The sequence below is a fragment of the Longimicrobium terrae genome, from assembly GCF_014202995.1.
GTDB classification, from domain to species: domain Bacteria; phylum Gemmatimonadota; class Gemmatimonadetes; order Longimicrobiales; family Longimicrobiaceae; genus Longimicrobium; species Longimicrobium terrae.
On sequence record NZ_JACHIA010000001.1, the window covers coordinates 215677 to 237121 of the forward strand.

Annotated in this window: 17 protein-coding genes; 1 reads left to right on the forward strand and 16 read right to left on the reverse strand. The window is 73.4% G+C overall.

Features of this window, described 5'->3' with window-relative positions; translation table 11 throughout:
• Positions 1–98: 98 nt before the first annotated feature.
• The 10 genes from HNQ61_RS00920 to HNQ61_RS00965 form a co-directional block, all read right to left on the reverse strand.
• On the reverse strand, positions 99–1127 hold the full coding sequence (locus HNQ61_RS00920) for a glycosyltransferase (RefSeq protein ID WP_170030775.1): 1029 nt from the start codon (positions 1125–1127) through the stop codon (positions 99–101).
• Positions 1124–2227, reverse strand: coding sequence for a glycosyltransferase (locus HNQ61_RS00925; RefSeq protein ID WP_205761091.1), 1104 nt, complete (start codon positions 2225–2227; stop codon positions 1124–1126). Before HNQ61_RS00925 ends, HNQ61_RS00920 begins: the two co-directional genes overlap by 4 nt.
• Positions 2224–3480 (reverse strand): polysaccharide pyruvyl transferase family protein, encoded by a 1257-nt coding sequence (locus HNQ61_RS00930; RefSeq protein WP_170030777.1) that lies wholly within the window; start codon positions 3478–3480, stop codon positions 2224–2226. The genes HNQ61_RS00925 and HNQ61_RS00930 overlap by 4 nt, the downstream gene beginning before the upstream one ends.
• The gene (locus tag HNQ61_RS00935; protein ID WP_170030779.1) at positions 3477–4976 is read right to left on the reverse strand and encodes a lipopolysaccharide biosynthesis protein; all 1500 of its coding nucleotides are present in this window, start codon (positions 4974–4976) and stop codon (positions 3477–3479) included. The genes HNQ61_RS00930 and HNQ61_RS00935 overlap by 4 nt, the downstream gene beginning before the upstream one ends.
• Positions 4977–5038: 62 nt before the next feature.
• Positions 5039–6157, reverse strand: coding sequence for a glycosyltransferase 61 family protein (locus HNQ61_RS00940; RefSeq protein ID WP_170030781.1), 1119 nt, complete (start codon positions 6155–6157; stop codon positions 5039–5041).
• Positions 6154–7035 carry an FkbM family methyltransferase gene (locus tag HNQ61_RS00945; protein WP_170030783.1) on the reverse strand — a complete coding sequence of 294 codons (882 nt, stop codon included), beginning with the start codon at positions 7033–7035 and terminating at the stop codon, positions 6154–6156. The genes HNQ61_RS00940 and HNQ61_RS00945 overlap by 4 nt, the downstream gene beginning before the upstream one ends.
• A complete protein-coding gene (locus tag HNQ61_RS00950) occupies positions 7032–8390 on the reverse strand; it encodes an O-antigen ligase family protein (RefSeq protein WP_170030785.1) in 1359 nt (452 codons plus the stop codon). The genes HNQ61_RS00945 and HNQ61_RS00950 overlap by 4 nt, the downstream gene beginning before the upstream one ends.
• A 118-nt stretch (positions 8391–8508) precedes the next feature.
• Complete coding sequence (locus HNQ61_RS00955; RefSeq protein ID WP_170030787.1) at positions 8509–9564, reverse strand: SDR family oxidoreductase; 1056 nt, start codon at positions 9562–9564, stop codon at positions 8509–8511.
• Positions 9565–9827: 263 nt separating this feature from the next.
• Entirely contained in the window at positions 9828–11519 is a 1692-nt protein-coding gene (locus HNQ61_RS00960) for a capsule assembly Wzi family protein (RefSeq protein ID WP_170030789.1), read from the reverse strand.
• Positions 11520–11686: 167 nt separating this feature from the next.
• Positions 11687–12832, reverse strand: coding sequence for a glycosyltransferase (locus HNQ61_RS00965; RefSeq protein ID WP_170030791.1), 1146 nt, complete (start codon positions 12830–12832; stop codon positions 11687–11689).
• Positions 12833–12931: 99 nt separating this feature from the next.
• Between HNQ61_RS00965 and HNQ61_RS00970 the strand changes: the two genes are divergently transcribed.
• Positions 12932–14719 (forward strand): capsule assembly Wzi family protein, encoded by a 1788-nt coding sequence (locus HNQ61_RS00970; protein WP_170030793.1) that lies wholly within the window; start codon positions 12932–12934, stop codon positions 14717–14719.
• Between the two features lie 4 nt (positions 14720–14723).
• On the opposite strand, the gene HNQ61_RS00975 is transcribed toward HNQ61_RS00970, so the two are convergent.
• The 6 genes from HNQ61_RS00975 to HNQ61_RS01000 form a co-directional block, all read right to left on the reverse strand.
• Positions 14724–15506: a tyrosine-protein phosphatase gene (locus tag HNQ61_RS00975; protein ID WP_170030795.1), complete on the reverse strand. Its 783-nt coding sequence runs from the start codon at positions 15504–15506 to the stop codon at positions 14724–14726.
• Between the two features lie 553 nt (positions 15507–16059).
• A complete protein-coding gene (locus HNQ61_RS00980; protein WP_170030797.1) occupies positions 16060–17541 on the reverse strand; it encodes an oligosaccharide flippase family protein in 1482 nt (493 codons plus the stop codon).
• Entirely contained in the window at positions 17538–18713 is a 1176-nt protein-coding gene (locus HNQ61_RS00985; protein ID WP_170030799.1) for a glycosyltransferase family 4 protein, read from the reverse strand. Before HNQ61_RS00985 ends, HNQ61_RS00980 begins: the two co-directional genes overlap by 4 nt.
• Positions 18710–19987 (reverse strand): glycosyltransferase, encoded by a 1278-nt coding sequence (locus HNQ61_RS29075; RefSeq protein ID WP_170030801.1) that lies wholly within the window; start codon positions 19985–19987, stop codon positions 18710–18712. Before HNQ61_RS29075 ends, HNQ61_RS00985 begins: the two co-directional genes overlap by 4 nt.
• Positions 19984–21054, reverse strand: coding sequence for an NAD-dependent epimerase/dehydratase family protein (locus HNQ61_RS00995; protein WP_205761092.1), 1071 nt, complete (start codon positions 21052–21054; stop codon positions 19984–19986). Before HNQ61_RS00995 ends, HNQ61_RS29075 begins: the two co-directional genes overlap by 4 nt.
• Positions 21051–21410, reverse strand: a complete 360-nt coding sequence (locus tag HNQ61_RS01000; protein ID WP_170030804.1) for a cupin domain-containing protein — start codon at positions 21408–21410, stop codon at positions 21051–21053. The genes HNQ61_RS00995 and HNQ61_RS01000 overlap by 4 nt, the downstream gene beginning before the upstream one ends.
• Between the last annotated feature and the right edge of the window lie 35 nt (positions 21411–21445).

The following is a 21445-nucleotide window of genomic DNA, read 5'->3' on the forward strand; positions in this document are numbered from 1 at the left end:
CTCCCGGGGCAAGGCTTGTCTGTTCCACTCGTTCCTTCAGAGACTCCGGATCTGCTGCCATCACAGGAAGCAGAATGTAGCGTTGCGGGGGATGGGCTTCAAGCGCGGGCGATCGCCAGGTACGTTCGCACCACCGCGTCCCACCCCAGCCGCTCGCGGAGACGGAGCGCGTGCGACGGGTCCGCCGGGGGCGCCGCGGCCTCCCGCGCCAGCACGGCGGCGAGCGCGGCCCGGTCCCCCAGGGGCACCGCCGCGCCGCCGGACTCCCGCAGAATCTCCAGCGTTCCCGGAATGCCGTACGCCACCACGCGCATCCCCGCCGCAACCCCTTCCAGCAGGGAGAGCGGATACGCGTCGGCGTAGGAGGGATAGGCCAGCACACGGCAGGCGCGCATCAGCACCAGCACCTGGCGCTCGCCGAGCGGGCCGTACCATCTCACGCGGTCCCTGACGCCCAGACCGGCCGCCTGGTCACGTAGAAATTGCAGATAGGCGGGCTCCGCTGCGCCGGCCACGTGCAGCAGTTCGTCTCCTGGGAGGGCGGAAAACGCCTCCAGCAGGTCCGGAATCCCCTTTTCCGGAGACAGCCGTCCCACGAACAGAATCCCGCTCCGCTCCGCCGCCGTGTCCACCGGCTCGTTGATCCACGCGGGGAGCAGGGTGGGGACGACTTCGGCGGCGATGCCCATCCCCGCCCACATCGTCCGCTGCGCCTCCGAAAGCGCGCAGACCCGGTCCGCGCGGCGCAGCGCCCAGGCGGCGGCGCGGCGCGGGCCCGGCGAGCGCAGGTGGCGCCACTGCTCCCCCGCGTGCGCGGTCACCAGCAGCCGCCCGCGGAACCGGGCGCGCAGCCACGCCAGCAGCGCCAGGTCCGGCGCGTTGCCGTACTGCAGCCACACGGCGTCCGTCCGCGTGTCCAGCCGCGCCGCCGCGCGCCCCACCGCGGCGAACGATCCCGCCAGCCCGCGTGCGTACGCCGGCAGCGGCGCGCCCGCCACCGCGGTATCCGCCGAGGCGGATTCCACGACGACGCCGGGCACGGGGCGAAAGGCTTCCGCGAATCGCTCGCAGTACCGCTCCACCCCGCCCAGCGCCCGCGAACTTCCGCCGACCAGAAGGATCTTCACGCGTCCGCCTCCACGCCCAGTACGCGCAGGTACTGGTGGACGACGTGGTCCGGCGAAAACTCCGGGAGGTCGGGGCGGACGCGGTCGTGCGGCGCGTCCAGCGCGCGGAGGATGGCATCGGCCAGCGCCACGGAGTCCGCCGGGGGAACCAGCGCGCCGCGCTCGCCGCCGCGCAGGATCTCCGCGGGGCCGGTGGGGCAGTCGGTGGATACGACGGGAACGCCCAGCGCCAGCGCCTCGATCAGCACCGTCGGCAGCCCCTCCCACGCGGAGGAAAGGACAAAGGCGTCCGCCCGCGCCAGCGAGGGATAGGGATCGTTCGTGAAGCCGGCGAGGTCCACGTCAGCGCCCACCCCCAGCCCGTCGGCCAGGGCGCGTAGCGCATCCCGCTCCTCCCCTTCCCCCAGGATCAGCAGGCGGGCGGGGCGGAGGGCGCGCACCCGGGCAAAGGCGCGGATCAGCGTGGCGAAGTCCTTTTGCGGCGCCAGGCGCCCCATCCCCAGAAGGACGGGGACGGTGCGGTCGTCCGCCAGCCACGGATGCGCGGCGGGGCCGGCCGCGTGGCGGAACAGCTCCGGCGTCACCACGGGATTGTAGATGGCGCGCACGCGCTCCGGCGGCATCCGCAGCACCTCCGCGGCCTCAGCAGCGGCGGCGCGGGAGACGGAAACCACCGCGTCCGCGCGGCGGTACGCGGCGGGCACCACGCGGCGCAGCAGCCAGGTGCGCGGGTCCGCCGCGTTGGCGAACTGCGCCCGCAGCGCGATGTGGATGGCGACGACCAGCCGCGCGTCCGACCGGGCCGCCGCGCGCGCGAGGACGGCGAGCACGTTCAGCCGCTCCCCCGCGGACAGCAGGGCGCGGGGGCGGGATTCGCGCAGGTAGCGGACGAGCCCGGGAAGGACGTTGACCGTGCGGCGGGCGGCCAGGTTCACCAGCCGCGTGCCGGGGGGGAGCGGGGGGACGTCGCCGGGAACGCGCGCCACCACGAGGTCCACGGGAATGCCCAGGGCGGCGATCCCGGCCCCCAGGTTCATCATCACCCGCTGCACCCCGCCGCCGACCGGATTGGAAAAGAGCAGCGCGACGGGACGGGTCACCCGCGCACCCCGCCCGCGGGCGGGCCGAACAGCCGCTCCGCCACGCCGAGGCGCAGTTCATCCTGCAGCGCCCCGACCTTGCGCGCCACTTCCGCCCGGTACGCGGGCTCCGCCAGGCGGGGAAGGCGCGGCAGGACGTCCGCCGCGCGGAAGCCCTTGGTGTCGGCGCACAGGTCCGACATCCCCAGCATCTCCATGATCCCCTGCGCCTTGGGGCCGAAGTACGCGACCGCAAAGGCGGGCGTCCCCCCGGCCAGGGCAAAGATCACGGAGTGGAAGCGCGTGCCCACCATGGCCACCGCGCGTCCGTACAGCGACACCAGCTCGCCCGGGGTGAGGTCCTCGTCCACCACGGCGATGGACTCCCCGGCGAGACGCTCCGCCAGCTGCCGGGTCGCGACGCGGTCGTCTTCCGCGGGAGTGGGGCCGTTGCAGTGCGCCACCAGCGCCACCCGCTCCGCCAGCCCCTGCCGCAGCACGCCGCGCACTGTTTCCGCCATCTGGTCCAGGAACGAGGCCGACTCCGCCTCCGTCCCCCATCCGCGCACGGTGAACACCCAGAACGGCCGGTCCAGCCCGTGGCGCGCCACCACCGCCTCCACCGCGGGGGTGTGCTCCGCCCGCAGCGCGAACGCCACGTCCGGGAGCACGGCGCGGGTGCGGTCCGGAACGCCCAGCTCCGCCGCCAGCGTGTCCGACCGCGCCTCACGCAGAATGACCGCGCGGGCGTCGCGCAGCACCGGCGACGCGAAGCGCCGGCTCGTCGCGTCGGTGAACGGCCCCAGCGACTGCGCGAGGAGGACGTAGGGAACGCCGGCCGCGCGGGCGACGCGCAGCGGGTGCAGGTGCCGCTTGAGCCGGCCCCAGTCGCGCGGGTCCGCACGGCGGTTGTACAGGTAGTGGCCGCCCACGCTGATGACCAGATCCGCCCCGGCGATCGCCCGTTCCGCCTCGCCGCGGCGGGGGGGAAGCAGCGTCCACCGCAGCGCCTCGCTCATCCGCCCCACGCGCCCGGCGGGGGGGCGCAGGCCGGACACCAGCGGCAGCACGCGCACGTCCGGGTGCCGCGCCAGCAGGTGCCGGTGCGCGCGGGCGAACGCGGGATGGTCCGCGGGGAACTTGGAGACGATGGTGAAGCGCGCGTCCGGAACGTGCGGCTGCAGCAGGAGCAGCGTGGCTTCGATGATGCCGCCGTCGCCCTTGTTGTCGTCGTGCCAGGCGTTCACCAGCACGATGTTCATGGGCCCGCTCATCGCGTCCTCCACGCGGAAAGACGGCCGCGCGCGCCCGCCACGTTCATCGCCAGCGCCGCGGCGCCGTACACCGCCGCGCCCAGCGCCACCTGCCCGCCCAGCGCCCAGGGGCCCCGCCCCGACATCACCGGAACCAGCGCCGCCGCCATCACCCCGGCCGCCAGCGCGATGCGCAGCGACTCGCGGGTGGGAAAGGGAAGCGGAAACAGCCGCAGCCCGATCCACCAGGTCAGAAGGACGGAAACCCCGTATCCCGCCACCGTTGCGTACAGAGCGCCCATGACTCCCCAGCGTGGAATCCAGAGAAGGTTCAGTCCCAGATTGACGGCCGCCGCCACCCCGGTGGGCCAGATGCCCAGCCAGGTGTTCTTGCTGAGCGTAAAGGCGCGGCCGAAGTGGTACTGCTGCATCCCCAGCAGAAAGACGGCAAAGGCCACGATGGGCAGGATGGCCCCGCCCTGCGCGCGGAACTCGGGGCCCAGGAATACGTGCGCCACGCTGGGGGCCAGAATCATCAGCCCCACCGTGCCCGGAACGGAAAGCGCCAGCAGCAGCACTGCCCCGCGCTGCAGCTCCGCCTGCGCGGCGGCCAGCCCCCGCTCCGACATCGCCCGCACGGCGACGGGAAAGGTGGCCAGCGCCACGGGGAGCATGAGGATGATGATCCCCTGCTTGGCCAGCACGTAGGAGGCGGAGTACACGCCCGCCGCGTCCGCGCCCGCCATGGTGCCCAGGAGCAGCCGGTCGCTGCTGTCGACGATGAAGCTGGCCAGCAGCACCCCGGTGAGCGGCGCGCCGTAGCGGAACACGCGCCCCACCACCTCGCGGTCCACGTCCGCCAGGCGCATGCGCGGCCAGTGCTTGCGCGATCCCCATCCGCCCACCACCAGCATGCTCACGATCAGCCCCGCCAGCAGCCCGCGCGCACCCCATCCCTGGTGCGCCAGGTACACGCCCACCGCCAGGGAGATGGCGCCCTTGGCCGCGCTCAGCAGGGCGTAGCGCCCCGGCGCCAGCTGGGCCCGGGCCACCTCCAGGTTCATCTCGAACCAGGCGTGCACCACCAGCAGCCCCGTCCCCAGCGCAAACAGCGGCCGCGCGGACCGGTCCGGCCAGAAGAGCGAGGCCGCGACGCCCACGATCGTAATCACCGCGGTGATCGCGGCAAAGGCGGCCAGCGCGGAGGCCAGAAAGCGTTCGTAGGTGCCGCGCTGTTCGGGAAGAAAGCGCGCCACCCCCAGGCTGAGCCAGTTGTACAGAACGGCGTGTACCAGCGCCGAGGTGGCGATCACCATGGCGTAGGTGCCGTACTCGCCGGGCGACAGGACGCGGGTGTACACGCCCAGCGCCACCAGCCCCAGCGCGTCGGAAGCGAACCGCGCCACCAGGTAGATTCCGCCGTGGCGCGCCACCGAGGTGCGCGGCGCGGCGGGAGGGGAGGGCGCGGGTTCCGCGTGCGGAGCCCCGTCCCGTTCCCCTGCGACTGCAACTTTCATTTCGCTCGTGATCAGGGGGACGTCCGCGTCCCCGGTTGGTTCAGCCGCGACAGGCGCCCGGCTCACGGCCCGTCCGTCAGCCGCCACAGCGCGTCGTCCAGCGCCACGGGATCCACCGTGCAGTCGAACGGGCTGGGGCCGGCGGTCCCCGCGGGGCGCGTCCCCGCGCTCGGCGCGGGAAGGCAGGCGTACCGCAGCCCCGCCGCGCACGACAGGCTGTAGTAGTGCGGGTAGCGGTGGTCCGACGGCACGACCTCCAGCACCGCCGTTTCCGGCGCGCAGAACGCCAGGTTGCTGAGCGCCGCCCCGTGCGGCCCCGCCACCACCGACGCGCTCGCGAAGTCCTCCGGCTGGTCCGGGTGCGAGCCGGGCTCGTACACCTCGAATCCGTGGCGGGCCAGCACCGGCTCGATCTCCGCCTCGTTGGCGATGGTGCGCTGGCCGCCGCGCCGCGTAACCCACAGCCGGCGGCCGGAGGGGGGCGGAAGCGGCGCCATCATCCCGCGCAGAAACGCCGGCACCCAGGCCGGCACGTTGCGCCGCAGCCCGGGAAAGGCGGGGACCAGCGCGACGTCCGGCCGGTACGACACGCCCGGACGCGCCCAGACGATGCGCGCCGGGTCGATCCCCGCGCGGCCCAGGATGCGCTCCGCGTTGGCGGAGGGCGGCACCGGGCACAGCACGTGGTCCATTGCCGAAAGCGCGAACCCCGCGTCCAGGAACACCCCCAGCCGCGGCAGCGCGTCCAGCAGAAAGTGCGAGTAGTTGCGCGAGGCCGAGTCGCTGGCCAGCGACAGGCACACGCCGCGCAGCCGTTCCGTTTCTCGGCTGCGCGGCAGGCGCATGGCCGCCACGTCGCCGCCAAACCAGGTCAGCTCCGGAAGCAGGTGCCCGCCGCGGGTGAACGCCCATCCGTGCGGCCCCGCCAGCGCGGCGCCGGCAATTTCCACCACGCCCAGGGCGGGAAAGGTGTCAGCCACCGGGCCGCTCCACTCCATCACCCCCCCGCCGTGCACCGCCGCGGGGGCGCAGACGGCCGCCTCCGCCGGGCGCGCGGGGTGCCACACGGCCTCGCCGCGGGCGACCGCGTCGGCGGTGGCGCGCCACTTTCGCGGCGGGCCGCCCCGCCCCAGCAGGGCGCGGACGGCGCCGCGCAGCCCCGCGGGGCCGTCGCCGCTCACTTCGGCGCGGCGGTCTTCCGGTACGCGAAGATGTGCAGGTCCTGAAAGTCCCGGTTCCTGCGGCCGCGCGGGAGCTTGCCCCACAGCTGGTAGCCGAACCCGGCGCGCTCCAGAATCCCCAGCATGTCCGAAAGCCGGTCCTCGTCCGGGCGGATGTGGTGATGGTATTCGATGGCCATCGCCCCGATCCGCGCCAGCGCGCCGCTCTGCTCCAGCTCCTCGACGACGTCGTGCTCGGCGCCCTCGATGTCCATCTTGAGCAGGTCCACCCGCTCCGGCAGGTAGGTGGAAAGGGCGACGGACTCCACCGGGCGCACGCCGCCGGCGATGCGCTCGGGAACCGTGCTCATCCGCAGGCTGCCCGTCTTGTCGGGGTCAAAGAACAGGTCCACCCCGGCGTCGTTGGCGCCCACCGCCTTGCAGTGCACCGTCACGTCGCGCAGCCCGTTGGCTTCCACGTTGGCGCGCAGCAGGTCGTACGCCTCGCGGAACGGCTCGAACCCCACGATGACCGCGTTGGGATACAGCGTCTTGAAGTACAGGATGGACATGCCGATGTTGCTGCCGCAGTCCACGATCACCGGCGGGCGCCCCTGCACGTCCAGCCGCGCGAAGTAGTCCTCATCCACGTACAGCTCCTCGAACAGGCACACCAGCGTGTCGAAGTCCGCGTAGTGCACCTGGTAGCCCATCACCTGCTCCGGCGAGCTCACGCTGCGCCCCATGCGGGTGTGCATGGACTGCTTGAGCTTGAGCCGCGTGTAGTTTCGCGCCACCTCGCGGCCGGGAATGGGCGAGGGCGGGGCCGCGGCCAGCGACCGGGCCTGCCGCGCGATGCGCAGCGAGTCGCGGAGTACGGAAAGTCCCTGCATGGTCATGGAATGGATGGCGGATGAAGCCGCGCGGCAAAGCCGGCGGCCGTCCCGGCCCCCGCCGGGCGGGGGAACGGGGCCGCGGCGGGGCGCGGCGCGCGGGGAATGGACCCGATGCCCACCCCCAGCAGGAACCATCCGTACGGGATGGTGACCACGTTGTCGAAGATGATCATCAGAATGAACAGAATCAGCAGCAGCAGCGACCGCACGGCGTCGCTGGCGTCGCTTCCCGGGCGGCGGAAGTAGCGGAACAGCTCGCGCCCCCACCACGCCAGGCTCAGGATCAGAAAGACGGTCACCAGCGGCCCCGACTCGATGGTGAGCCACACGAAGTCGGAGTCAGTCACGAAGGTGTACGTCCCCAGCACCTCGGCCTGCAGGTGGCGGTACGTCTGCATGGTGTAGCCGGCCAGCACCCGCGGCGCGCTTCCCGGCCCCCGCCCCAGCAGCCCCAGGTCCGGCACGGACTTGAGCGTGGCCAGGAACAGGTCCAGCCGGTACAGCGACGACGAGCGGATGCGGAAGTCCCACACGCTGCGCAGCCGCAGCGCCATGGTGCTGTCGGACGTGAGCGCAAAGGTGATGGCCGCGGCCAGCGTCACCGCCAGGATGGTGACGGCCAGCAGCGGCTTGCGGCGGTAGATGAGCAGCGCGATGCCGCCCAGGTACACCACCAGCCAGGCACCGCGCGCCAGCGTCATCAGCAGCGTGAGCCCCAGCACGCCCAGGGCAAACACCAGCAGGCGGCGGTTGCGGCGCTCGCGCTGCACGTACAGCCGGAAGATGAGCCAGGCCGTGGGGAGCGAAAGAAAGTAGCCGAACCCGGTGCGGTGTTCGTGCGAAAGCAGGTTCACCTTGTCCTGCCACCAGCGCCCCGGCGAACCCAGGAACATGAGCGCGCCCAGCACCGCGATCCCCAGCCAGATCTGAAAGAAGTGGGTGCGGTCGCGCAGCCGGACGGAAAAGAAGACGCCGAAGAAGAAGGTGACGATCCACAGCCCCAGGCGCGCCGCCAGCTCCGCCGACCCGCCGAACCGGTGCACCGTCCACGACAGGGTGATGGTGATCAGAAACGCCCACAGCGGCAGCGGAACCCGCGCCAGCGTTTCCCGCATCCACCGCCCGCCGCGGGCCAGGTCGGCCAGCACGGCGACGTAGAACACGATCAGCAGCAGCACCGACTCCGGCGCGATGGGCAGCGTGAACAGCCGGTCCGGAAGGGCAAACAGCAGCACCGGGTACAGCAGCCAGAAGTCCAGCAGCTGCCACCGCTTGGCGGGCGCCTTCCACGGCACCGCCGCGGGTGCCTGCGCCTGCGCCGCGCCGAAGCGGGGCGCGGGAAAGGGCATCTCCGTCATGCCGCGCCTCCGCCCATGCGTACAGCGCGGACGCGCCCGCCGTCCCGGAGACCGGGGCGGGGGGCGTGCGGGGGATACGGACGGATGCTGCGGTCCTGCGTCATGCCTGTGCCGGGAATCAGGGTCGCGCGGGGTGCGGCGCCTGCGACGGAGCCGCGCCCTCCATGGTGGCCACGTACCAGGCCAGCGCCTCGCCCAGCCCGTCCGCCACGGTGCGGGTGGGAACGTATCCCAGCCCCGTGCGGATGCGGGTGATGTCGGCCTGCGAGTGGCGCACGTCGCCCGGGCGGAAGTCGCCGTACTGCGGGGGCGGAAACGAAGCCCCCGGACGCAGCGCGGCCAGCCCCTCGCGGAGCAGTGCGTGCACCTCGTTGAGGGTGGTGCGCTCGCCGCACGCCACGTTGTACACCTGCCCGGTCGCCTCGGCCGGGGCCGTGGCGGCCAGCAGGTTGGCCTGCACCACGTTTTCCACGTGGCAGAAGTCGCGGCTGGTTTCGCCGTCGCCGTTGATGACGCAGGGCTCGCCGCCCAGCATCTGCCCCACCCAGCGGGGGATCACGGCGGCGTACGCGCCCTCCGGGTCCTGCCGCCGCCCGAAGACGTTGAAGTAGCGCAGCCCCACGGTGTGCATGCCGTATGTCCGCTGAAAGACGGCGGCGTACAGCTCGTTCACGTACTTGCTCACCGCGTACGGCGACAGCGGCGCCCCGATGCGCTCCTCCACCTTGGGGAGCGCGGGGTGGTCGCCGTACACGCTGGACGACGAGGCGAAGACGAAGCGCCCCACCCCCGCGTCGCGCGCGGCGGCCAGCATGTTGACGAAGCCGTCGACGTTGGCGCGGTGCGTGGCCAGCGGATCGTTGATGGAACGCGGCACCGAGCCCAGCGCGGCCTGGTGCAGCACGATGTCCACCCCCTCGCAGGCGCGGCGGCAGTCTTCCAGCTCGCGGATGTCACCGTCGATGAAGCGGAACTGCCCGTCCGCCGCCGCGGCGCCGGACTGGTCCACGTTGCGTCGGTGCCCGGTGGCGAAGTTGTCCATCGCCACCACGCGCTGGCCCAGGGACAGCAGCGTTTCCACCAGGTGCGAGGCGATGAAGCCGGCGGCGCCGGTCACCAGCCAGGCGCGCGGCGCCTGGCGCAGTTCGTCGCGAAGCTGTTCGTAGCGGCTCATGCCCGGCTCCGCGGGACGCCGGCCGGTGTTCGGTCGCGGGGCCCGGTGCACCCCGGTCGCGGGGGGCTGTCGGTCAGTGACTGTGTGGGCATCGCGAATGGGAAGCAAAGGAACGGGCGCCGCACGGCGAACGGCGGTCACCGATACAGCGGGGCGGCCAGCCCGGCCCATGGCCCGGCGGCCGCCCACCATCACTGCTCGGGGCGCGGACCTGTTCACCGGGGGCAAATGCACGCCGGGGGCCGCGGCACAAGGCGCAAAAGTTATCGGTCCGCGGGGAAGGTGTCAACGCGCACGGGGCGCGCACGGCCGGGTCCCAGCCCCACGCGTACGCCGAACTGCGCGTTCAGGTTGTGGGCGTCGCCCCCGTTGTAGCGGTTCAGGTTGGCGCTCCACGCCACCCCGCCCACCAGGTCCACCGGCCCGCGAAAGAAGACGCCCTCCGCCGACAGGGTGTGCATCACGTCGGCGGAGTCGGCGGCCAGCGTTCCCCCCATGCGGGTGCGCACCCACTGCGCCGTCCACCGGCCGCGGGGGTGGTACAGGTCCGCCGCCACGATGGACCCGCCGCCGCCGTATCCGAAGGGCGAACCCAGCACCTGGCCGCGGCTGGTGTGCCCCTGCAGCGCGTTGTCGTGGCGGTAGAAGGCCGGCTGCCGGCGCACGCGCGCCAGCGTCGAGGGCTCGGTGCTCTGGACTTCGATCCGCACGCTGGCCAGCCGCGTGGGGGAGGGGCGCCAGGCGCGGGCGGCGCCCAGGGTGTACCCGGCCTGGTGGTCCGGCTCCAGCGCGAAGTCCAGCAGATCGTAGTTGTGGTCTTCCCGCGCGAACTCGCCGTACACTTCCAGCCCGGCGCGGGGAAACACCCATCGCGCGAACACGGAGGCGAGCTGGTTGTCCGGCGACGAGCGGCCGTCCGTGCCCACGCCGGACGAATCCACCGAGGCCTTGGTGATCCCCTCGAAGATCTTGGTGAAGTACCCGGAGCTCAGCCCGTCCTCCGGCCACGCCAGGTGAAAGAAGCGCGAGCCGCCGATCTCCAGCCCGTTCAGCCCGCGCGGCATCCACACGGCCACCATCCCCGTGGCGAAGCGGCGGCTTCCCGGCCCCTGCATGGGCGAGTAGTCCGACTGCGACACGCTCCCCCACAGCACGCGGCCGTGCACCCGGCCGATGGGCGTGTTCCACGGCGACGAGGTGCCGGCGAAGACGTGGGCGAATCCCCCGGCGTTGTTGCCCAGAATCAGCGGCAGTTCGCGCGACGGGCCCCACTGCTGCGCGGCGGTGGACGCGCCCAGGGCGAACCCCGCCACGTCCAGCCGCAGCGTGCTTTCCCCCGGATCCACGCGGGCGTACGCCTCGTCGCCGAACCGCTGGGGAAGGTCGATGTTGCGCGGGCTGCGGCCGTCCGCGTACACCTGCTCCCCTGTTCGCCCGTTGGGCATGAGGGCGAATTCGCGGTTCTCCGCCCAGAACACGACGGGCTCTACCCGCAGGGAGAGCGGGCCCACCCGCGCCGTGGCCCCGGCGTGCGCCTCCACCGTAACCCCGCGGCCGCGCCACACCGGGCCGTCGTTGTAGCCGTACGCGAAGCCGGTGTTGTACGCCGCCCGCGCGGACGGGCGCAGCAGCCCGCCGCTCACCCGGGCGAACGGCCGCCGTTCCTCCGTCCGCGACGTCCACGGGTGCGCGGAGTCCGGGTGCAGGCGCGCCATCTCGCGCGGGGCGAAGCCGCGCAGCGACCACGGGTGCGAGGGAAGCTGCCCCGCCACCTGCAGTGTGCGCAGGTACGCCTCGGCCTCGCTCCCCGCCACCACCGCCTCGCGGGCCAGCACGTCGTCCTGCGCGGCCGCCGGGCGCGCGAACGCGGCCAGCGCGCCGGCCGCCAGCACGGCGCCGGCCCGCATCCATCCCGCCGCGCGGCGCGGGAACTCCGGCCGCTTCAGATCGGTCATCAGCATCATCGGTTCAGCGCGGGGGACGCGGGAGGCGGCGCGTCCGGAAGGGACGTGCGCCACGGTACCGGTCCGTCCGGCGTGGGTCCATCGATCCTCGAATCCACCGGATCCATCGATGCCATCCACTTTGTCGGAGACATCGGCGCCGGCGGATCCATCCATCCTCACGAAGCCGTCACCAGCGCGGCGACGGCGCGGCGCAGGGGCTCCGCCTCGGCGCTCCACGGATGCGCGGCCACGAACGTTTGCAGCCGCCCCGCGTACCCCGGGAGCGACCCGGCGAGTTCCCGGATGGCGGCGGCGACGCGCTCCGGCGACACGTCCTCCGTCGCCAGCGCCGTCCCCACCCCGCCCTCCCTCACCATCCCCGCCAGGTACGGCGAGCCCAGGGCCACCACCGGCACCCCGGCCTGCGCGTACTCGTACAGCTTATTGGGCGCGCACAGGCGGTTGTTGCGGTCCGGCGCCACGTAGGCGATGAGGCCGATGTGGCAGGCGCGCACCCGCGCGTCCAGCGCGTCGCGGGGGATGGGGCCGGCGAACTCCATCCGTCCCCCCACGCCCATCCGCTCCGCCCGCGCCCGCAGCGCCGCCAATCCCGGCCCGCCGCCGATGAACTCCAGGCGGAACTCCGGCGGCAGCAGGGCCAGCGCGTCGATGAACACGCCGATCCCCCGCCCCTCGTCCATGTAGCCCTGGTAGACCAGCCGCACGCCCCCCGCGTCACTTCGGTGGATGGCGGAAACGGGATGGGGCGCCTCGGGGATGTTGCGGACGACCAGCGGCTCATCCGCCAGCCCGTAGTGGCTCCGCATCACCTCGCCGCGCGCCCGGTTGGCCACGATTACGAGGCCCGCGCGGTGGATGGATCGCTTTTCCATCCGGTAGAAGAAGCGGTCCCGCCGGTCCACCGGGATGTCCGGCTCGGGAACGATCAGTTCGTGCGCGTCGTACACCAGGGCCGCGCCGGCCAGGCGGGCGGCCAGCGCGCCCACGGCGGAGAGATAATAGTCGTGCGCGTACACCACCGCCGGCCGCGTGCGCCGGGCCAGGGCGAGCACCGCGGCGCTGAAGCGGGCCAGCCGCACGGGTCCCGCGCCGCGGACGGGGATGGCGGCCGCCTCGTATCCCTCCGCCCGGTACGCCGCTCCGCTTGCTGCCGGATACGCCACGCGCACGTCGAAGTCCCCCGCCAGCGCCCGGGCCGCGCGCTGCACCCGCCCGTCGGTGGCGAGGTCGTTGTAGACGGCCATCAGCAGGGTGGGACGCACCGCGCTCACGCGTTCGGGGAAGAAGACGGGAGCCGTCACGGCACCCTGGCGCGGGGCTCAAATGGTTGCCCCGCAACGCGCAAGCCGGTAAAGTTAGAGCCGTACGCCCCCGCCGTCCACCTCGCACCCGGGTTCGCCGTGTTCGCCAGACTGGCCCTGTTCGCCGCGCTCGCGGTTCCCTGCGCGCGGCCCCTGCACGGACAGGACCCGGCCCCCGCGCCGTCGCTGGCAGGCGGACCGCCCGCCGCCGCCGACACGGTTCCCGTCGTCCCCGCCGCGACGACGCAGGCGGCCGTGGATTCCGCGCGCGCCGCCGCCTTCTTCGCGTCCAACCGCCACGTCGAACTCGTCGTTCCGCCGGAGCATGCCCGCCGGCGGGAGATGTACGGCGTGGGTGCGCTGGTGGGTGTGTCCGGCGCGGCGGACCGCGAGTGGCGGCTGTGGCAGATCACCGGGCGCGAAGAGGCGGCCGGCGGTTACCTGCTGCGCTCCCCGTCCAGCGCCATGCCGCGCGGCCGTGACGGATTCCGCGTGCTGGTGCCGGAGGTGGAGACCGTGTGGAACACGCGCATCCCCTTCTCCGTCAACGACGGCCCGCTCTGGGCCGGCCGCGGCGCGAACGGGCGCGTGATGGCGGGATTCGTCGGCACCCTCGGACCCGTGCGGTTGATCGCGGCGCCGGAAATGGTGTGGTCGGAGAACGCGCAGTTCGACAGCGTCCTTCCCACGCGGTGGACGGCGGAGCAGCGCGCCCGCTTCGTGGCGCCCTGGTTCGCGGGCCCCAACTCGGCGGACGTGCCGTGGCGGCCGGGGAACGACGAGGTACGCCGGCTGTATCCCGGCCAGTCGTCGCTCACCGTCACCGCGGGCGCGGTGGAAGTGGGCGCCGCGACGGAAAACCAGTGGTGGGGCCCCGGCATCCGCAGCGCCATCCTGTTCAGCAACAACGCGGCGGGATTTCCGCACCTGTTCCTGCGCAGCGGCCGTCCCCTGCGCACCTTTCTGGGCGACATGGAGGGGCGCTGGCTCGTGGGCGGGCTGGAGGCGTCCGACTACGCCCCCGGCCGGGATGACGAAAATGACGGCGAGCGTTCGCTCAGCGCGCTGGGAGTGACGCTGCGCCCGGCGGTGTTCCCGGCGCTGACGCTGGGGATCGCGCGTACGGTGATGTCGCCCGTGGACGACTGGGGCGGCGTGGCGGGGCGCTTTGCGGACGTGCTGGGCCACTGGGACGCCGGCCGCGACACCACCGGGCGCGCCGCGGAGCAGATGACCGCCCTGTCCGCGCGCCTGGTGGCGCCGGGCGACGGGGCGGAGGTGTACTTCGAGTGGGCACGGCGCGAGCTGCCCACCTCGTTCCGCGACCTGCTGCTGCGTCCGGAGCACACGCAGGGCTACACCATCGGCGGGCAGGTGGCGCGCCCGCTGGGGTCCGGGCTGGTGCGGCTGCAGGCGGAGCACACCTACCTGGAGCAGAGCCCCACGGAAACCACCAACCCGGCGGGAAGCTTCTACGCCAGCGAGCGGATTCCGCAGGGCTACACCAACAACGGCGAGGTTCTGGGCGCGTTCATGGGCCCGGGCGCGTCCGGCCAGTGGCTGGCGGCGGACTGGGTGACGCGCGGGGTGGAGGCGGGGTTGTTCGGCGGGCGCGTGCGCTGGGCGGATGACGCGTACTTCGCCCAGCCGGGCGGCCCCAACCGCTACCTGGCGCACGACATGACGGCGTACTTCGGCGCGCGGCTGGGGGTGGACGTGCTGGGCGCGCGGCTGTCCGCGGAGTGGACCGCCAACAAGCGGTGGAACTACCTGTTCCAGAGCACCTCGGGCACCTGGGCGGACCGCGACAAGTTCTCGGTCGATGTGATGAACCGCACGTTGCGCCTGGGGCTGTCGGCCTCGCCGCGGCTGGGACGCGCGCGCTGATCCGTCAGCGCCCCATCAACCGTCCCCAGAACGACTTCTTCGCCATCTGCAGCGGGGGAACGTCCAGCGGCGGCTGGTTGTCCAGCAGCCGCTGGGGGTTGGTCGCCGTCAGCAGTTCCAGTTGCTCTTCGCCGCCGCGGGCCAGGAGCAGCGCGCGTCCCTCCTCCGCGGAGAGCGAGCCCCGGGCGTGGTGGTCGCTGGACAGGTAGCTCACCATCCCCTGCTCCAGAAGATCCCACGCGATTCGGCGCGGCAGTTCTCCGTACCGCCCCGCCAGCGATCCCCAGTTCACCTGCAGCGCCGCGCCGGAGCGCACCCACAGGTCCGCGACGGCCAGGCTGGCCTGCGGGTTGGGATAGCGTTCCGGGTGCGCCACGATGGGCCGCAGCGCCGCCATGCGGATTTCGAACAGCACGCGTTCGGAGCCGGGCGGAACGCCGGTGAACGAAAATTCCACCAGCACCGAGCGCGTCCCCGCCAGCCGCAGCCGCGGATCGTCCAGCACGGGGTGCGGGTCGTCCAGCAGCAGTTCCACGCCGCGCTCCACCCGCATGCCGGGGAACGATTCGGCGGCCAGGGTGCGCAGCTCCTCCCATCCCCGGTCCAGCCGCGCCAGTTCGGCCGACAGACGTTCCGGGTGCGCGGTGAGGCTGGCGTTCAGGTGCGGGGTGGTGACCAGGGTGCGCACGCCCTGCGCGTACATGCGCTCCAGCGCGGTGCGCGACTCGTCCAGGTTGGCGGCACCGTCATCCACGGCGGGAATCAGGTGGGAATGCAGGTCGATCATCCGCGGCGGTCTGGATTGGAGGTGCAGGATCGGGCGTTCGCCCGCCCGGCATCCGCGCGCGGCGCCGGGCGGGAAGAAGATACGTCGTCCGCGGCCCACGTACACCCCTTTTGTGTATCAGATGGGTCCGGGGTGGGTGGATGACGGGGATGGTCGGCGGGAGGGGATCAAGGCGGTGATGAGGTCGGGCGTGGCGGCGGGCGGGGGCCCTCACCCCGCGTGCTGCGCACGACGACCCTCTCCCACGAACAGATGTGGGAGAGGGAGCACACCCCAGATCGGTGCGGGAGAGAGGTCGGAGCGGGGTGGCGACTTCCATCCGGCGGTTGAAACCGCGCCTCGAAAAACACGAAGTCCGCCTCCGCGGACTGGACGCTGTCCCCGCTCGCGTCCCCATGCAGTTGAAGCCCCGAACCGGATGCGCCAGCAGCCGGTGTCGGGGCTTCCCGCTGTTTGAGTGGCGGATTCATTCGCTCTCGCGGGGGAGGGTGGGCGAGTAGTACGAGCCCGGGTGGGGGCCTCCCTGAGGCTCGCACCCCGCGTCGACCGTCGCCTACCCGTCCGCGCCGGGGCTCGGTGCCGCCGCCGACCGGCCGAATCCCATTGCGCGCAGCGTGTCGCCGTGCACGCGAAAGATCGCCCATCCACACAGCGTGGCCGCGACGGCGAACCCCACGCGCCATCCCAGCCCGGGAAGCCAGAACGCCCCTGCCGCACCCGCCGCGGCGAACGCGCCCATCCGCGCGGCGCGGCCCAGCGCCGGCACGGCCTCCGGCACCTCGCGCCCCGCCGCGCGCAGCAGCAGCAGGGCGTCGCCCGAGGTCCGCAGCGTCCATGCGAGCGCGGCGCCGGGCACGCCCCACATCCACACCAGCAGCGCCACGAGGGGAACGTACAGCACCAGTTCCAGCAGGTGCGCGTGCGCCACGTGGTCCGGCCGCCCCGCGCCGTACAGCAGCGACGACGCCACCTTGCCGAATCCGTTCATCAGCAGCCCTACGCCCAGCACCGCCAGCGCCGCCCCGCCCTCGCGCGCAAAGTCCGCCCCCATCCACGCCCGCATCACATCCCCGCCCGCGGCCGCCAGCCCCATGGCGGCGGGCAGCACCAGCAGAAACACGCCGTCCATCCCCCGCCGCAGCAGCGCCCCCTCCGTCCGCCGCGCCGACGCGTGCGCCGCGGCGAACGCGGGAAACAGCACCGACCCGATCGCGCTCGATACCGCGCCCAGGCGAAGGGTGATCTCCTGCGGCACGCCGTAGAACGCCACCGCGGCCGTCGACACCAATCCGCCCAGGACGAAGCGGTCCAGGTACACGAGCACGGGCGATACGGCGGCACTGACCGTCGTCCATCCCCCGAAGCGCAGCAGCGGTCCGGCCGCTCCGCGCCGCAGACGCGGACGGCGCAGGGCGGGAAGCTCGCGCAGGCACAGCGTCAGGCACACCGTCCACGCCACCATGCGCACGACGGCCAGCAGCCCGGTCACGTACAGCAGGTCCGGCGAAATGGAGGCGACGAAGACCGGTCCCAGGTACGCCAGCGCCGACGCGGGCGCCGCCACCGCGTTCACCCGCCCGAAGCGGTAGCGCGCCTCCAGCACCCCCGTCAGCACGGGAAAGCTGATGACCCAGGGGAGGGTGAGGCCCAGCATGCGAAAGGCGTCCGCCGCCTCGCGCGCCAGACCCGGGGGCAGGTTCAGCCCGCGCGCCAGCCACGGCGCGGCCAGCGCGAGCCCGGCGCCCGCGGAAGCCGCCAGCGCCATCACCATCGCCAGCCCCGTCCAGAAAAGGCCGGACAGGGTGGCGTCCTCCCCTTCCCCGCCCGCGACGGCCTGGGTGAGCGCCCGCCCCACGCCCAGGTTCAGCACGCCGAAGTAGCTCAGCGTGGCCCACACGAGCGTCAGCACGCCCAGCCGCTCCGTCCCCAGCGCCGCGGCCAGCCGCGGCAGGGCGATCAGCGCCACCAGCGCCGGAAGCGCGATCCCCAGCAGGTTGTGAACGACGCCGCGCCGCAGCGGCCCCGGCGCCCTCACCGCCCGCCGTCCAGCGCGCCGCGTACGAGGGGGAGCAGCCGCGCCCGCAGCGCCGCCGCGCCCGCCTCCTCCACGAACCACGCCCGCGCCGCCCGCCCCCGCCGCGCCGCCTCCGCGGGATCCGCCGCAATGGCCGCCAGCGCCGCCGCGAGCGCCGCGTCGTCCTCCGGGGCGATCAGCCAGCCGCGCCCCTCCCCCAGGATCTCCGGCAGATCGCCGACCATGGAGGCGACGACGGGAACGCGCATCGCCATCGCTTCCAGCACCTTGGCGGGAAGCTGCGCCCGGGCGTACGCCTCGTCCCGCTGCGCGATGGGCACCGCGTCCGCCGCGGCCAGCAGGCGCGGCATCGCTTCGTTCGGCAGCATTCCCAGCGAGTGGAATCGTCCGCCGAGAAGCGCCCTCGCCCGCGCGTGCTCCGCGCCCTCCGGCCCCGCCGTCACCAGCGACCATTCCGCCGCGGCGGGGTTCCCCAGCGCGCGCAGCAGCACGTCCCACCCCTTGTGGGGCCGTGGCACGCCGGCGAACACCGCCAGCCGCCCCTCCGCCGGCAATCCCAGTTCCCGCCGCAGCCGCGCCCGGTCCGCCAGCCCGGGGAGGTCCGGATCAAAGCGCGACTCGTCCGGCCCGTGGCGCAGAAGGGTGCCGCCGTGGCGCCGCTGCAGCGCGCGCGTGGACACCGTCACCCCCGCGATCCCGAACGTCAGCGGGTGAAAGAGCCGCGCCTTGAAGCGGTGCGTGTCGCGCACCCGCTGCGCCACCCCGCGCAGCCCGGGCGCCGGCGTGTTCACCGCGCGCGCGGACCACTCGTCGTCCTCCACGTCCAGCAGCACGGGCGCGCCGGTGCGGCGCGCGGCCAGCCGGGCCGGGAGCAGGGTGGACGCGAGGGGTTTGCAGGCGTAGAGCAGGTCGCCCGTGGCCAGCGCCGCCAGCCGGGGCGCGGCGGCCAGGACGGCGGGGAGCGCGGGGGAACAGCGGATGGCGTGGACGGGAAAAAGGCCGCGGTAGGGGGCGTAGACCTCCGGGCCGCTCAGCAGCAGCCCGGCGAGTTCTACCTCGTATTCCACGGAAAGCGCCCGCGCCAGGGGAATGGCGCGGGCGAGTGCGTTGCCGGCGAGGTCGTTTACCAGGAGCGTTACGCGGCGGGGCGCGTCCCCGCGCGCGGCGGTCATGGCGCGTCGGCCACCACGTGCCCGCCGGAACGCGCGGGCGCCCCCTCCGGCGCGTCCGCCGCGGCCGGCCCGCCGAACAGGGCGCGGTTGCGGTCGCGGGGCCATCCCGCCGCGCTCCATGCCCGGGCCAGCGCCGCCGCCCCCGCGGACCATCGCCCGAACTCCTCCGCGTCCATCGCCAGGCACTGCTCCAGCACGGCGGTGAAAGCGGGGATGTCGGCCAGCGGCAGGTCCCACCCGGCGCGGCGCTGCGTCAGTTCGCGCCAGGGCGTCTGGTCGCTGATCAGCACCGGGCACCCCTCGGACAGCGCCTCCAGGATCACGTGGCCGAAGTTTTCGCCCAGCGTGGGGAGCAGAAGGAGGTGCGCGTCCCGGAAGATGGCGGCCACCGCGTCGTGCGGCACCGGGCCCATGTAGCGCACCGTCACGCTGGGCGGCAGCGCCTCCAGGATCCCCCGGCACTCTTCCCAGTAGCGCGCATCGTCCACCGGGCCGTAGATGTCGAAGCGGACCGGCCCGCGCACCCCGCGCAGCGCTTCCGCCGCGCCGCGCAGGTTCTTCATCGCGCACAGGCGGGAAAGAAAGACGACGCGCAGGTCGCCCGGCCGCTTGTCGCGCAGCAGCGCGGAGGTGGGTGCGGGCGGCGGAACCAGGTCCGGCGCCACCACCACCTCCGTACCCGCCCCCAGCGCGTGCTGGATGTGGATGCGCTCCTGCTCCGTGGATGCCTGCCAGGTGATTCCCCGGAACAGGCCGGCGGAGCGCGCGAAGCGCAGGTACGTCTGCTTCTTGAGATAGCGGGGCGTGCGGATCCCCGACACCAGCCGCGGCGGAACCAGCCGTCCCCAGTCCCCCGTTCCCAGCGCGCTGGGGTGCAGCTCGCCCCGGGGCGCCAGCACCACCCGCCGGGACGGGGCCGCGTTCAGCCGGCGCAGCAGGAGCGGCGCGGCGGAAAAGCGGGGGGAAAAGAGGCTGTTGAGGTACAGCAGGTCGTGCGGCGTCCCCGTGAGGATGTCGCGCATGGACGCCGTGTTCAGCCGGTCGGGGGACAGGTACAGCACGTCCGCCCGCCCCACGCGCTGCCAGCGGTTGGCCGGCACCCCCGGGTACGGCGCCGTGTCGCCCGCGTCGCGGTCGCGCGTCACCACGCGGAAGCGGAACTCGCCCCCCAGCTGCGTCACCAGCTGGTGCACGCTGCGCACCGGCCCCCCCGCCTTGTAGCCGGGGAGGTAGTGGTCCAGCAGGGCGAGCACCGTGGGCACGGCCTGGCTCACGGGGCCGACCGCGGGGAACGGGCGGACGAGTCGCGGAACCACCGCACGAAGGCGGCGATCCCCGCCTCGATGGAGGTGCCGGGCGCGTAGCCCAGCAGCTCGCCCGCGCGGCCGATGTCGGCCCAGGTGCGCTCCACGTCGCCGGGCTGCGCCGGAAGACGGCGCACCGCGGGGTCGATCCCCATCTCCCCCGCCAGCAGCTCCACCAGCCGGGCCAGCGTCACCGTCTGGCTCCCCCCCAGGTTCAGGATCTCCCACGCGCCGGGGCGCGCCAGGGCGAAGCGCGCGGCCGCCTCCACCCCGTGCACGATGTCGTCCACGAAGGTGTAGTCGCGCGCGGTGGAGCCGTCGCCGAACAGGGGAATGGCCTCCCCCGCCGCCATCAGCCGGGCGAACTTGTGAATGGCCAGGTCCGGGCGCTGCCGCGGGCCATAGACGGTAAAGAACCGCAGGCACACCACGCTGGTGCCGTACAGGTGGTGGTGGGCGTGGCACAGCAGCTCCCCCGCGCGCTTGGTGGCGGCGTAGGGAGAGATGGGCGACGCGGCGGGGGCGTCCTCGCGAAAGGGGACGCGGGCCTCGTTGCCGTACACGCTGGAGCTGGAGCCGAACACGTACGCGGGGATGGCCAGCCGCCGCGAAAGCTCCAGCGTGGCCGCCGTCCCCTGAACGTTGAAGCGGGCGTACCCCGCCGGGTCTTCGATGGAGGGGCGCACACCCGCCCGGGCCGCCAGGTGGATGAGCACGTCGGCGCCGCCGGGGCCCAGCCCCGCCGCTTCCAGCGCGTGCGCGGTGGCCGCCTCGTCGCACACGTCCGCCTCCACCAGGCGAAAGCGCGGACTGGCCTCCAGCTCGCGCACCGCGGCGCGCTTGATGGCCGGGTCGTAGAACGGGTCGAAGTTGTCGACGGCCCACACGGTGCCGCCGCCGTCCAGCAGCCGCTGGCAGAGGTGGCTGCCGATGAAGCCCGCGCCGCCGGTGACCACCACCCGCAGGGGCGAACCGGCCGGGCCGGAGAAGGACGGGCCGTGCGGCCCCTCCTCCCGCCGGAAAGGCGAAAGGCTCATCCCCGGCCGTAGCGGTCTTCCAGGCGCACCACGTCGTCCAGTTCCGGCGTGCTCACTTCCAGGATCACCGCGTCTTCCAGCGCTTCCACGCGGTGGATGTCCCCCGGGCGCACCGTGATGCACATCCCCGGCGTCATCTCGTAGTCCACGCCGTTGAAGTGGTACACCAGCCGGCCGCTCTGCAGGTACATGGTTTCCTGCTTGCGCTCGTGCTTCTGCAGCGACAGGGCGTGCCCCTTGGTGACTTCGAGGATCTTGCCGGCGTACCGGTCCTCGTGGGCGTACCAGACCTCGCGCCCCCACGGCTTGGGGATGATGCGGGGCGCCGCGAACGGGGAGGATGTGGGATCTTGCATGTGTACGCCGCGTAATGGTCGGGTTTCCGATGAGC

Coding starts and splice junctions, on each gene's coding strand:
- HNQ61_RS00930 (WP_170030777.1), bottom strand. CDS start 3,480: ATGAGCGGGCCCATGAACATCGTGCTGGTGAACGCCTGGCACGACGAC.
- HNQ61_RS00935 (WP_170030779.1), bottom strand. CDS start 4,976: ATGAAAGTTGCAGTCGCAGGGGAACGGGACGGGGCTCCGCACGCGGAA.
- HNQ61_RS00945 (WP_170030783.1), bottom strand. CDS start 7,035: ATGACCATGCAGGGACTTTCCGTACTCCGCGACTCGCTGCGCATCGCG.
- HNQ61_RS00950 (WP_170030785.1), bottom strand. CDS start 8,390: ATGACGGAGATGCCCTTTCCCGCGCCCCGCTTCGGCGCGGCGCAGGCG.
- HNQ61_RS00955 (WP_170030787.1), bottom strand. CDS start 9,564: ATGAGCCGCTACGAACAGCTTCGCGACGAACTGCGCCAGGCGCCGCGC.
- HNQ61_RS00960 (WP_170030789.1), bottom strand. CDS start 11,519: ATGACCGATCTGAAGCGGCCGGAGTTCCCGCGCCGCGCGGCGGGATGG.
- HNQ61_RS00975 (WP_170030795.1), bottom strand. CDS start 15,506: ATGATCGACCTGCATTCCCACCTGATTCCCGCCGTGGATGACGGTGCC.
- HNQ61_RS00985 (WP_170030799.1), bottom strand. CDS start 18,713: ATGACCGCCGCGCGCGGGGACGCGCCCCGCCGCGTAACGCTCCTGGTA.
- HNQ61_RS00995 (WP_205761092.1), bottom strand. CDS start 21,054: ATGAGCCTTTCGCCTTTCCGGCGGGAGGAGGGGCCGCACGGCCCGTCC.
- HNQ61_RS01000 (WP_170030804.1), bottom strand. CDS start 21,410: ATGCAAGATCCCACATCCTCCCCGTTCGCGGCGCCCCGCATCATCCCC.